This window comes from Methylocystis sp. (assembly GCF_046349115.1).
GTDB lineage: Bacteria > Pseudomonadota > Alphaproteobacteria > Rhizobiales > Beijerinckiaceae > Methylocystis.
Window position 1 is genome coordinate 24,472 of record NZ_JAXMCX010000003.1, and the last position, 11,596, is coordinate 36,067.

The 11,596-nt window shown below is 60.8% G+C and carries 12 protein-coding genes; 5 read left to right on the plus strand and 7 right to left on the minus strand.

Features of this window, described 5'->3' with window-relative positions:
* The first annotated feature begins 217 nt into the window (after window positions 1-217).
* The 5 genes from U1E20_RS09700 to U1E20_RS09720 are packed head-to-tail and all read left to right on the plus strand — an operon-like array spanning window position 218 to window position 4,494.
* Window positions 218-1,000 (plus strand): SCO family protein, encoded by a 783-nt coding sequence (locus U1E20_RS09700; RefSeq protein ID WP_409980406.1) that lies wholly within the window; start codon window positions 218-220, stop codon window positions 998-1,000.
* A complete protein-coding gene (coxB, locus tag U1E20_RS09705; protein WP_409980407.1) occupies window positions 997-1,959 on the plus strand; it encodes a cytochrome c oxidase subunit II in 963 nt (320 codons plus the stop codon). Before U1E20_RS09700 ends, coxB begins: the two co-directional genes overlap by 4 nt.
* Window positions 1,956-3,566 carry a cbb3-type cytochrome c oxidase subunit I gene (locus U1E20_RS09710; RefSeq protein ID WP_409980408.1) on the plus strand — a complete coding sequence of 537 codons (1,611 nt, stop codon included), beginning with the start codon at window positions 1,956-1,958 and terminating at the stop codon, window positions 3,564-3,566. Before coxB ends, U1E20_RS09710 begins: the two co-directional genes overlap by 4 nt.
* Window positions 3,563-4,204: a cytochrome c oxidase subunit 3 gene (locus tag U1E20_RS09715; RefSeq protein WP_409980409.1), complete on the plus strand. Its 642-nt coding sequence runs from the start codon at window positions 3,563-3,565 to the stop codon at window positions 4,202-4,204. Before U1E20_RS09710 ends, U1E20_RS09715 begins: the two co-directional genes overlap by 4 nt.
* Complete coding sequence (locus U1E20_RS09720) at window positions 4,201-4,494, plus strand: hypothetical protein (RefSeq protein ID WP_409980410.1); 294 nt, start codon at window positions 4,201-4,203, stop codon at window positions 4,492-4,494. The genes U1E20_RS09715 and U1E20_RS09720 overlap by 4 nt, the downstream gene beginning before the upstream one ends.
* 276 nt (window positions 4,495-4,770) lie before the next feature.
* Here the strand turns inward: U1E20_RS09720 and U1E20_RS09725 are convergent, their stop codons facing one another.
* From U1E20_RS09725 to entS, 7 genes are all read right to left on the minus strand, one after another.
* On the minus strand, window positions 4,771-4,962 hold the full coding sequence (locus tag U1E20_RS09725; RefSeq protein WP_409980411.1) for a hypothetical protein: 192 nt from the start codon (window positions 4,960-4,962) through the stop codon (window positions 4,771-4,773).
* 137 nt (window positions 4,963-5,099) lie between these two features.
* Window positions 5,100-5,570, minus strand: a complete 471-nt coding sequence (locus U1E20_RS09730; protein ID WP_409980412.1) for an SRPBCC family protein — start codon at window positions 5,568-5,570, stop codon at window positions 5,100-5,102.
* Between the two features lie 95 nt (window positions 5,571-5,665).
* Window positions 5,666-6,412 carry a 2,3-dihydro-2,3-dihydroxybenzoate dehydrogenase gene (gene dhbA / locus U1E20_RS09735; RefSeq protein WP_409980800.1) on the minus strand — a complete coding sequence of 249 codons (747 nt, stop codon included), beginning with the start codon at window positions 6,410-6,412 and terminating at the stop codon, window positions 5,666-5,668.
* Window positions 6,413-6,429: 17 nt separating this feature from the next.
* Entirely contained in the window at window positions 6,430-7,317 is an 888-nt protein-coding gene (locus U1E20_RS09740) for an isochorismatase family protein (protein ID WP_409980413.1), read from the minus strand.
* An 18-nt stretch (window positions 7,318-7,335) separates the two neighbouring features.
* Window positions 7,336-8,955, minus strand: a complete 1,620-nt coding sequence (locus U1E20_RS09745; RefSeq protein ID WP_409980414.1) for a (2,3-dihydroxybenzoyl)adenylate synthase — start codon at window positions 8,953-8,955, stop codon at window positions 7,336-7,338.
* On the minus strand, window positions 8,946-10,136 hold the full coding sequence (locus U1E20_RS09750; protein ID WP_409980415.1) for an isochorismate synthase MenF: 1,191 nt from the start codon (window positions 10,134-10,136) through the stop codon (window positions 8,946-8,948). Before U1E20_RS09750 ends, U1E20_RS09745 begins: the two co-directional genes overlap by 10 nt.
* Before the next feature lie 77 nt (window positions 10,137-10,213).
* On the minus strand, window positions 10,214-11,596 hold the full coding sequence (gene entS, locus U1E20_RS09755) for an enterobactin transporter EntS (protein WP_409980416.1): 1,383 nt from the start codon (window positions 11,594-11,596) through the stop codon (window positions 10,214-10,216).

The window sequence follows — 11,596 nt, forward strand, 5'->3', positions numbered from 1 at the left end:
CCGCGGCTGCAGATCGACCCGGCGGAGGACATGGCGGACTTTCACCGGCGCGAATTGGCCCGCATGAACAGCGCCGGCTGGACCGATCAGGCGAAGGGCGCGGCGCATATTCCGATCGCGATCGCGATGCGAAAAATCGCAAAGGATGGGATCCCCGACTGGCCGAGCGTCCCGCCCCGGTCGACGCTTACTTCTCAGCTGCAAAAGGAGAACGCCTATGAAGCTGCTTCTTACGCTGCTGGCCTCGCTTCTTCTCAACAGCCTTCCGACCCATGCGCAACGGACGCCCAATCTAACGGGGATTGCGTTCGAGCAGAAACAAGGCGCGCGCATGCCGTCAAAAAGCGTTTTCATCGACGCCGACGGACGAGACATTGGTATTGGTGAATTATTCAATCATGCGCCGCTTGTTGTCGTGCTCGGCTATTTCCATTGCGAGAAGCTCTGCGCCGTGGCGCGCCTCGCTTTGTTGCGCGCCGCGCAGAAGGCGGGTCTGTCGGCTGGCGCCGACTATCTGTTCGTCGCGGTCAGCATCGATCCCGCGGAGAAGGCCGACGCCGCGCGGAAGGCCCGCGAGATTGATTTCGCCGCGGCGGCGCCGCACGGAACCGTCGGGGGATTTTACTACCTTACTGGAAAGTCAGAGGACATTCGCGCGCTAGCGGAATCGGTTGGCTATCGCTATCGCGACGGCGCTGATCCCGAGACCTTCATTCATCCGATCGGCGCCGTTGTCGCGACGCCAAGCGGAGCAGTCTCCGGCTACCTCTCCGCCATCGGGTCTTCCCCCGCAGAAATGAGCGAAGCGATTCGGGCCGCCGCGGCGGAAAACGCGACGACGCGCGCCTCGCCCGCGCTTTTGCTGTGCTTTGACTTCGACTCGACGACCGGCCGCTACACATTCGCCATCCTCAAATTCCTGCGGCTTGGCGCCGTCGTCATGACGCTTGCGCTCGCCGCGATCCTTTATCGCGAATTCCGGAAAGGCGCGCGCGCATGAGCGGCTATTTGCCGAGCGCAACGGCGGAGGGTCGCGAGATCGACTTTCTGATCCTCGCGCTCGCGCTCGTCTCATGCGCCGTTCTTGTCCTCGTCTTCGCGCTGATCTTTCTCTACATGGTTCGATATCGGGCCGAGAGCGGCGCCTACCGCGGCGCGCCGGGGCGCAAGACCTGGCGTTTCGAGATTAGTTGGACGGCGGCGACGCTCGCGGTGTTTTTCGTGTTGTTCATCTGGGGCGGCGATCTTTACGTAAGGCTGTTCCAGCCGCCTGCCGACGCATTGCAAATCTATGTGGTCGGCAAGCAATGGATGTGGAAGGTCGAACATCAGGGCGGCCAGCGCGAGATCAACGCGCTGCACATTCCGATCAACCGGTCGATTCAACTGGTGATGACGTCGGAAGACGTCATTCATGATTTTTCCATTCCGGCCTTTCGGATCAAGCATGACGTTCTTCCCGGACGCTATGAATCGCTCTGGTTTCAGGTCGAGACGCCTGGGATTTTCGAGCTCTTCTGCACGCAGCTCTGCGGCGTCGGCCATTATTCGATGACCGGCGAAGTCGTCGCTTTGACACAGCCCGAATTCGAAGCCTGGCTCTCGGGCGCCGCTGCGTCTGGCGAGCGCGACGACATGGCGGCCGCCGGCAAGGCGCTCTTTACGGCGCATGGATGCAGCGGTTGTCATGGCGAAGGCGGAGTCGGCGGATCGCCCGCGACGACAGGCGTCAGCGCGCCCGCCTTGGCCGGACTATTCGGTCGGCTCGTCAAGCTGCAAACCGGCGCGACCGTTACGGCCGATGAAGAATTTCTCCGCGACTGCATTCTCACGCCCGACAGGACTCGGATCGCGGGCTATCCGCGGATCATGCCCTCCTTCTTAGGCCAGATCGGCGAAGAGGATGTGTTGCGGCTCATCGCCTATATCAAATCGCTTCGCTCGGGGAGCCGGACATGACGCATGCGCCAGCTCAAGTCTCTTATCTCGACGACGGCCATACATTGCGCAGCTGGCTGCTCACCACCGACCACAAACGCATCGCCATTCTCTATATCGTCGCCATCACCTTCTTTTTCTTCGCTGGCGGTTTTGCGGCCTTTCTCATCCGCTACAACTTAAGCTCGCCGAAAGGGCTGATCGGGTCAGCGGAGACCTATAATCGGCTGTTTTCGATGCATGGCATATTGATGGTCTGGTTCTTTCTCGTTCCGGCCGTCCCGGTGACGCTCGGCAATTTCCTGGTCCCGCTGATGCTTGGCGCGCGCGACCTCGCCTTTCCGCGCCTCAATCTTTTGAGCTGGTATCTGTTCATGGCCGCCGGCCTCGTCGCGCTCTATGCAGTCGTCATTGGCGGCGTCGACACCGGCTGGACGTTTTATACGCCGCTCACGTCCTTCTACTCCAAGGGACATGTGGTTGCGGCCGTCGCCGCCATCTTTATCGCCGGATTTTCGTCAATCGCGACCGGGCTCAATTTCATTGTCACTATCCATAAGCTCCGAGCGCCGGGCATGAGCTGGTACAAAATGCCGGTCTTCCTGTGGTCGCTTTACGCCACCAGCGTCATTCTCGTGCTCGCGACGCCAGTGCTCGCGATGACTCTGCTGCTGCTTGTCTTCGAACGCCTCTTCGGCATCGGCGTATTCGATCCGGCGATCGGCGGCGACCCGCTGCTGTTTCAGCATCTCTTCTGGTTCTACTCGCATCCCGCCGTCTATGTGATGATCCTGCCCGGCTTCGGCGTCATCAGCGAGATCATTCCCGCCTTCTCCCGCAAGGAGCTGTTCGGCTATAAATTTGTCGTCTGGGCGAGCATCGCGATCGCCGTCATCGGCTTTCTCGTCTGGGGCCACCACATGTTCGTGGCGGGAACCTCGCTTTATTCGGCGCTCGTCTTTTCGCTGCTCAGCTATATGGTTGCGGTCCCATCGGCGATCAAAGTCTTCAACTGGATCGGCACAATGCATAAGGGCTACATCCGTTTCGACGCGCCGATGCTTTACGCGATCGGCTTCATCGGCCTCTTTACCACCGGCGGTCTGACCGGCCTCTTCCTCGCGGCGCTCGCCGCCGACGTCCATCTCACGCAAACCTATTTCGTGGTGGCGCATTTTCATTATGTGATGGTGGGCGGCATGGTGTCGGCCTATTTCGCCGGCCTTCATTTCTGGTGGCCGAAAATCACGGGCCGTCTCTATCCCGAGATGTGGGGCCGCGCTGGCGCAATCATCATCTTTGTCGGCTTCAACCTCACTTTCTTTCCGCAGTTCCTGCTTGGTTATCTCGGCATGCCGAGACGCTATTTCGCCTATCCGCCGCATTTCGAAGCGCTGAACCTGCTGTCGTCGTCTGGCGCTTTGATTCTTGCCGTCGGCTACATCTTGCCGCTCGGCTATCTTGCCTGGTCGCTGCTTTATGGCGAACGCGCGCCGGCCAATCCGTGGGGGGCGACCGGCCTCGAATGGACGACGCCCTCGCCGCCGCCGACCGAGAATTTCCCGTTGACGCCGATCGTCACGCAAGCGCCCTATCAATATCGGCAGGCGGAGGCCGTCGAACGATGAGTAACGCCGCGGCCCATGATTTCCAATTCGCCAGCGCCGAACATCAGCGTGAAACGGCGATTTCCGGCATTTGGCTTTTTCTCGCGAGCGAAGCGTTGTTCTTTGGGCCGATCTTCCTCTCGTGGATTTATGCGCGTCACGCCGATCCGAGCGCATTCGACGCGGGCGCGCGACAAACCGAACTGATGATCGGCTTGACGAATACGGCGCTGCTGATCGCAAGCAGTTTTGCTTATAGCGTCGGCCTAGCCTATATCGGATTCGGACGCCGGCGCGGGATGGTGGTATGGCTGGCGATCGCCTGGGCGCTCGGCGCCGCCTTCGTCGTTCTGAAATTCGGAGTCGAATGGCAAATGGACCTAAGGAAAGGTCTGTTTCCGGGTCCGAACTTCGCCATTCACGGGCCGGCGAGAAGCGGCGCGCAACTTTTCTTCGCCTTCTACTTTTTCGGCACGGCGCTCCACGGGCTGCATCTCGTCGTCGGCCTTGGGCTTCTCGCCTGGATCATCTTGCAGGCTAAACGATATACCGCTGAGCGCCACAGTCCGGTGCATGTCGTCGGACTCTACTGGAGCTTCGTCGACATCATCTGGCTGATCCTGTTTCCGCTCATCTATCTTATGGGACGCGCATCATGACGACGGTTATCGTTCGTCTCGTCGCGGTCGCATCGCTGATGTATGCGCTTCTCGCGGCCGAACTCGCCGCAGCCTTCGCCTTTCCGGGCTGGGGACGCGGCGGAATCGTCATCGTCGCGGCGACCATGGCGTGCGTCGCGGCGTTTGGATTCATGGACCTGCGCCGAGAAGGCGCGACCGTGTGGCTGTTCGCCGCCGCCGCCGTGCTTTGGCTCATCATTCTTCTGGGACTCGGCAGTCTCGATCCTCTGACCCGCACGCTCTATTCTACGGTGAGCGCCGTACCATAAATTCATTGAGGACGGATCATCCGCGATCTCGGTCACGAGGTTCGGCGCGGGCGCCTTCGATCGGGCAATTAGGCTCGTGGGGCGAAACTGACAATGCGCCTGACATCCCGCGCCGAGCGGCGGCGCTCCACGCTCGCCAACCTCTCGATCGAATGCGCGCTCAAGCGCATTCATGAATCATCGATCCATGAATGTGATCTAATGTCTTGAATTGACGCATTTTCCACGCCGATCCGCCATCCGCTTCGACGGAAAATGCTCCTGCCGAGCGCGGCGCTATTCTTGATATTTACGGATCATCATTTCGATCGCCGTCACCGATTCCGATACGTTGAGCCAGTTTTCGGCGTGTTCGTCGTTCTTAAATTCTCGGCCGAGATTCACCGGCTCGTCGCGGCCGGGAATATGTAAGAAACAGGCCCATTTTCCATTCGGCAGCTGCTCGACCGTAACCTTATGATCAGCCATGCTTTTCCTCCCATGCGAGCGGCGCTGTTGGTAATTTTTGCGCAAATGTGATGCGTCACGCGCCTTCGCCGCCTTTAAAGAGAGCAAAACTCTCGCCAACATTCGCCGCTCTTGGCCGATCGGCGACGCGGAGCGTCTCAGGCGCCGTGTTCGATGAGGTCAGGAAGTCTCTTGGCCAGCGATCTCAACACGCTCTCCGAGCCTTTGAGCATGACGTCATAGACCGCGTCCGCCTCTGGGGCGGCATCGATTCCATCCTGAACAAAGACGAAATGCGTTCCGCCATTTTGCGACGGCGAAATCGTCCATGTAACTGTCGTGTCCATATATCGGCCAAAACCCTTGAGTTCGTCGTGACCGCCCGACCAGCTGAAACGTAACATGGCGCCAGGCTCGACCGCGAGAATCTGGCATTTAAATTCGCCGTCCCAACGCTCGATCGGACGCGTCCAGATCGTGAACTTATGGCCCGCCACTGGCTCGATATCGTTTGGAAAGAACCAGACAGCGAGCCATTCGGAATCGGTCATGGCGCGCCATACGGCCTCGACAGGGTGTTCGAAGTCTTTTTCGGTTGCGAGGCTGCGAGTTTGTTTAGCGTCGAGCACGATGGGGCCGCTCCAGTTGCGGGAAAACTCGCAAGGATGGCGCCAGATGGCGGCGGGACCTCCGCTCGGTGGCGACAAGCCCGAACGCCGCCCTCTTAAGCCGCGAGCGTCGCGCCGCCGTCGACGACAAGGTCCTGAAGCGTGATATGGCTCGCAAGATCCGACGCCAGAAACGCGACGGCGCTGGCGACCTCCTCCGGGGCGGCGATCTTTCCGAGCGGAATGCCCAATTTGAATGATCCCGGATCGCCGGCGACGACTTGCTTGTCGCCATCGGCCGAGCGCCACATCGATCGCTGCATCGCGGTGTCGGTTGAACCGGGAGAAACGAGATTGCATCGCACGCCATAGGGCGCGAGCTCCAAGCCCACGCATAGCGTCAGGCTTCTCAGCGCCGCCTTGGACGCGCAATAGGCGCTCATCAGCATGCGCGGCGTGCGCGCGGCGTTGGAGGCGACGCTGACGATGGCGCCCGAACGTTGGCGCTTGAATTGCGGAACGGTCTCCTGAAAAAGGTGAAATGGGCCCGAGGCGTTGACGGTCATGCACGCGGCCCAATCGTCAACGCTCAATTCCTCCGTCAAACCGAGACGCAGGACTCCGGCGGCGCTGACCAGCACATCCAGCCGAGGCCGCTCTTTCAGCAAGGCCCGACAGACGCGTTGCACTTGATCGCTTTCGCCCACGTCGAGCAGCGTCGTGGCGAAAGGATAGTTCGGCGCGGCAAAGCTCTTATCCAAACCGACGACGTCGGCGCCGAGCGCGGCGAATGTCGCGGCCGTCTGATAGCCAATTCCCTGGCCTGCGCCCGTGACCCAAATCCGCTTTCCCGAAAAATCCATCTGCGGGCGCGCGGCGCTCATGCGGAAGCGCCCGCGGGAAGCCGCCGATCGATAATGCCCCACCAACCATTAAAGGTTGGCTTTTTCGCCAATTCGTCAAAGCCGACCTCAATGCCGAGCCGACGCCATTCGGTGACCAGCATCATGACGCGCACCGAATCGAGGCCGTAGTCGATAAGATTTTCGTCTGCGTCGAATTCCGATTCCTCGACTTCGAGCGCCGCCAGGAGCTGATTCCTGAGGTCTTCTCTGGTCAGCAGAGCGGCAGGGACGCTTCTTGCGGCGAGCGCATCCTCGACGCCAATCACTTTGCCGCAGCGTCCGGCGACATAGTTGAGAGTCATGAGATGATCGTCGAGCGAGAAATCGCCGATGGCGTCTCCAATCATGAAAGGCTTGATGTCTTGCATGAAGGCGTCGAGCGCCGTGGTCAGGCAGCCGATGTGGCCATAGACTCCGCAGATCGCCAGCTGGTCTCTGCCCAAATTTTTCATCGTCTCGGCGAGCGTCGAATGTTTGAATGCGCTGTAACGCCACTTGGTCAGCACAATGTCGTCGGCTTCCGGCGAGAGCGGCTCGACGATTTTTTGCAGATGCGGATGGGCATTGAGACCCGGTCCCCACATGTCGTTCAGCAATCCGCGCTCATTGTCGCTCTGTTCGATCGGCTGCGCCGTATAGATCACCGGCGCGCCCTGAGATTTGAAAAAGGCGCGCAGCCGTTGAATGTTCGAAATGAGCCGATCGACCAGCGGACTGTTCTCGCCATAGAAGCCGATAAAATAGTCCTGCATGTCATGGATGAGCAGCGCCGCGCGCTCGGGCGCGAGACGCCAATCGACCTTGTTGATCCGGAAGGACTCCGGGCTTGGCATAGCGTATGACGCTAGAGATTGTATGGCCATGATCCACTCCTGTTCGGATTAGACGCTGAGCTTCGTCTGAAGGTCGCTGCGCAGCGTTTGCTTGTCGATTTTTCCGAAAGCCGTGAGCGGCATCCGATCGACAAATTCGAAACGATCGGGGAGCTTGAATTCGGCGAGCCCCTGGCCGCGCAGATGTTTTCGTAAGGCGATCGGCCGCAGCGCGGCGTCGCTCGCGACAATATAGGCGCAGCTTTTTTCTCCCATCAGAACGTCCGGCATGGCGATCAGCGCGGCATGCACGACGGCTTCATGCCGCAGCAGCAAATTCTCGATCTCTTCCGCCGCAATTTTTTCGCCGCCGCGATTGATCTGATCTTTTCTGCGGCCCACGACTTTCAAATATCCGTCCGCCGTCATCTCGACGAGATCGCCGGTGCGATAGAAGCCATTTTCGTCGAAAGCATCTGCGTTATGTTCCGAGCTGCGATAATATCCGCGGATTGTATAGGGACCGCGAGTTAGGAGTTCGCCGATTTCGCCTGTCCCGACGTCTTCGCCGTTGGCGTCGACCACTCTCAGCTCGTCATCCGGACTCATCGGCCGGCCTTGCGTCGTGAAAATTCGCTCGCAATCATCATTGAGGCTTGTGTAGTTCACCAGCCCCTCCGCCATGCCGAAAACCTGCTGCAGCTGGCAGCCGAAGACGGCGACGAGGCGGCGGGCGACCGCCTCGCTCAGCCGCGCCCCGCCCACCTGGATGACGTTGAGAGTCGGCGCCTCAAGCGCGCCGTCGGCGGCGTCGAGCCAAAGAGAAGCGATCGTCGGCACGATCGACGTGAAATTGATCTTGTGGCGTCGAATGAGCGCAAAGCAGAGGTCCGCGCTCGGGTTCTGCGCCATCACCACGGTTCCGCCCGCCTGAAATACGCCAAGCGCGCCGGGCGAACTGAGCGGGAAATTATGCGCCGTCGGCAGCGCGCAGAGATAGCGGCTCTCTGACGTCAGACGGCAGACTTCGGCGCTGCGCCGCACGCTATAGAAATAGTCGTCATGCGTGCGCGGAATGAGCTTGGGAACGCCGGTGCTGCCGCCCGACAGTTGAAAGAACGCCACTTGATCCGGCGCGGAAGGACGCGGTTCGTCCACCGCGCTGACAGACTCGCCGTCGCAGAGCGACTCAAGGCATTCAGCGTAATCGGCTCGGCCGTGGACCGCGACGACGCTCAGCGTCAGCGCGACGCTCCGCAGGCATTTTACATAAGCGTCATCGGCGAAAAGATGATGTTGAGTAGATACGATCAGAAGCTTCGGCCGTAGCTGTTCGACATAGGCGATCAACTCCAGCCTGTCGTGGTTGAACAACGCATTGACCGGCGCCACGCCCATTTTGAGCAGCGCGAAAAAGACGATGTAGAATTCGGCGATGTTGGGCAGCTGCACAAGCGCGGTATCTCCGGGACAAACTCCGCGCCGCATGAGGCTCGACGCCAGCCGCGACGACTTCGCATCCAATTCGGCGTAAGTGATTTGCCGATCCTGGCATATCAACGCGACGGCGTCGGGATGGCGCCGGCGCGCGGAATGCAGAATTTCCGTCAGCGGCTCGCCGCGCCAATAGCCCTTTTTGCGATATTGGCGGGCGAAGGCTTCGGGCCAGGGCGTGAATTCTATTGGCATGCGGGGCGCTCCGGCGTCTCGATGCCGAAGGCGCGCAGCATCGTGCCGAGCTTCGCTTCTGTTTCCGCCCATTCGGATTCCGGATCAGAGGCCTCGACGATGCCCGCGCCGGCGAAGAGTCTGATGGTCCTGTCGCGAACCGTGCCGCAGCGTATCGCGACCGCCCATTCGCCATTGCCGTCTGAATCGCACCATCCGACCGCACCGCTGAATACGCCGCGATCGAATGGCTCAAGATCGCCAATCAGCGATCGTGATTCAGCGGTCGGATAGCCGCAAACGGCAGGCGTCGGATGCAATCGACAGGCAAGCTGCAGCGCCGACGTGTGCCGGTTCTCAAGTTCGCCGGTAATCAACGTCGAGAGGTGCCACATCGTGGAGGTATTCATCAGCGCCGGCTCGGCGGGCGTCGACAGCGCCTTGCATACCGGCTCCAGCGCTTCCTGTATCTCGTCGATGACGAGTCTGTGTTCGAAATTGTCCTTGTTCGACTGCAACAGTCGACGGCTCGCCAGCCGATCTTCATCGGGATCCGATCTGCGCTTCGTGGAGCCCGCCAAAGGATTTGAGCGGATGGAAACGCCGTCTTTCCGGATGAGCAATTCAGGACTGGCGCCGAGCAATATGGCGCCGTCGCTTAACGGCGCCTTGAAATGATAGCCGCTTGGATTTTGCTTTGCCAACGCGCTCAAAATCCCCGGAACGTCGACGGGTTGATCGAGTTCGATTTCGAGGATGCGCGACAGCACCGCCTTCGACATTGTCCCGGCGCGGAAGATGGCGATCGCGCGCGAGACCGCGTCCTTGAAACCATCCTTATCGGGAAGGCTGCGCATCCCGAGGACGGTGGGCGCGTTGACGCTGCGTCGCTCCTCGGCGATCAGCGACTCCCTGGCAAAAGCCGCATAGCTCATTGGCACAAACAGCGCGCAGGGCTGCCTTATGTCGAAGGGAATGGCGCCCGCGACGATGGGATTCGCCTGTCCGGCCTGACGCGCCCGATCGATCGCATCCTGCACCGCCGTCTGCAGGAAACTGTCCGAATGCGCCGCGCCGCAGGCTGAAAGGCAAATCCTTTCGGCGACGCCATAGGCCCTGATGCTTCGATGGGGCGACGTGAAAAGGAATGTGGGATTGGCTTCAATGGGAACATCGGTTGAGTTAAGACTAATCGCATTCATGCCGCACCTCTGTCGCTGTCGATTATCTTCCTCACTAAGGAGCGCTTATGTGCCCACAGCGCGGATCAAGCGTTGTGCTACCCGAGCGTTGCCGACCGTGGCCGCTGATTTTTGTCGGCGACGCTTGTCGGCGCCTCATCGCTTCGCTTGACCGAGACGGGCCACAGAATGCGAAATCCGATCGCCATTACCGCGCTCGCGAGAAGCGCGAATAGGCTGTAATCGAATATGGCCGACGTCGGCGGAAGCGCGCGACTGAGCATTCCAAGCGTAAGCGCGCCGAAGGCGTCGCCGGTGACCGTCTGCGCGGCCCACAGGCCGTTGACGCGCCCAAGCAGCTGATCGGGCGTATGGCGTTGCACGAGCGTGAACTGCAAAAGCGACGCGATCGAGCTCAAATAGCCAAAGCCGGCGAGAGCGCCAAAAGCGACAAGGGGATTGCTTGAGAGTCCGAGCGCGCCAAGCGCGATGAACGCGGACGCGGCGCTCGCGAGCAGCAGCACGCCGGGGCGAGCGACGCTGCCAAGCCAACCGCTGGTCACGGCGGCGAGCGTCGCGCCGAGCGGCGCAGCCGAATACATGAAACCCACCGCCGACGGTCCGACGCGATACACCTCCTCCGCAAGCGCCGGCAAGAGAATGCGAACGCCGGCGGCCAGACTGACAAGCGCGCCCACCGCGATGACGGCGCCGACAAGCCGATTGACGAACAGATATCCTATCCCCTCCCCGAGCGCGCGCAGCGGGTGCTGCGGCTCGCCTCTCGTGGGAGGCATCGGCGGAAGCCGGATGAGCTGCGTGACGGTGATCAGCGTGCCGACGGTCGCCGCGACGTAAGCCCAGCCGACGCCGTAAGACGCAATGACAATTCCGGCGATCGCAGGAGAAAGAATGCCGCCCACGCGCACCGTCAGCATGTTGAACGCGCCCGCGGCGGCGAGATTTTCCCGGCCGACGAGAAAAGGCGTTGCGGCGAGCAGCGCGGTGACGCCGAGCGCGCTGAAAAATCCATCCCACAGCGCCAGCAGATACATGGTCGCCAGCGAAGGCGAGGCGACGAAGCCATTGATCGCCAGCGCGGCGAAGCCAAGACCGCAGACGGTTCGTGCGAAGAGGATCAGCTTGCGCCGATCGAATCTGTCGGCAAGCACGCCGCCCGCCAACAGCCCCGCGAAGGCGCCGCCGCCGCCGAGCGCCATGGCGAGGCCGACTTGCATCGGCGCGCCGGTCATATCCTGGATTTGAACCGGCGCCGCCACCGTCAGCATGCCCAGCGAAAACACCGACAATGTTCGCGCGATGACGATCGTGCGGAAGGCCGCGTTGTGGCGCAACAGGCTGAAGTCCAGCATCAGCGACGATTTGCGTTTGGAGGCGGCGTCGGCCGGCTCACGAACAGGTTTGTGGTGGGCCTCATCGCGCGTCTGCTGCGACGCTTCCGTGGCTTGCCGAGCGTCCAT

Bases quoted from the DNA above. Each gene is read 5' to 3' on its own strand.
- U1E20_RS09700 (WP_409980406.1), top strand. From the start codon at position 218: ATGAAGCTGCTTCTTACGCTGCTGGCCTCGCTTCTTCTCAACAGCCTT.
- coxB (WP_409980407.1), top strand. From the start codon at position 997: ATGAGCGGCTATTTGCCGAGCGCAACGGCGGAGGGTCGCGAGATCGAC.
- U1E20_RS09710 (WP_409980408.1), top strand. From the start codon at position 1,956: ATGACGCATGCGCCAGCTCAAGTCTCTTATCTCGACGACGGCCATACA.
- U1E20_RS09715 (WP_409980409.1), top strand. From the start codon at position 3,563: ATGAGTAACGCCGCGGCCCATGATTTCCAATTCGCCAGCGCCGAACAT.
- U1E20_RS09720 (WP_409980410.1), top strand. From the start codon at position 4,201: ATGACGACGGTTATCGTTCGTCTCGTCGCGGTCGCATCGCTGATGTAT.
- U1E20_RS09725 (WP_409980411.1), bottom strand. From the start codon at position 4,962: ATGGCTGATCATAAGGTTACGGTCGAGCAGCTGCCGAATGGAAAATGG.
- dhbA (WP_409980800.1), bottom strand. From the start codon at position 6,412: ATGGATTTTTCGGGAAAGCGGATTTGGGTCACGGGCGCAGGCCAGGGA.
- U1E20_RS09740 (WP_409980413.1), bottom strand. From the start codon at position 7,317: ATGGCCATACAATCTCTAGCGTCATACGCTATGCCAAGCCCGGAGTCC.
- U1E20_RS09745 (WP_409980414.1), bottom strand. From the start codon at position 8,955: ATGCCAATAGAATTCACGCCCTGGCCCGAAGCCTTCGCCCGCCAATAT.
- U1E20_RS09750 (WP_409980415.1), bottom strand. From the start codon at position 10,136: ATGAATGCGATTAGTCTTAACTCAACCGATGTTCCCATTGAAGCCAAT.
- entS (WP_409980416.1), bottom strand. From the start codon at position 11,596: ATGGACGCTCGGCAAGCCACGGAAGCGTCGCAGCAGACGCGCGATGAG.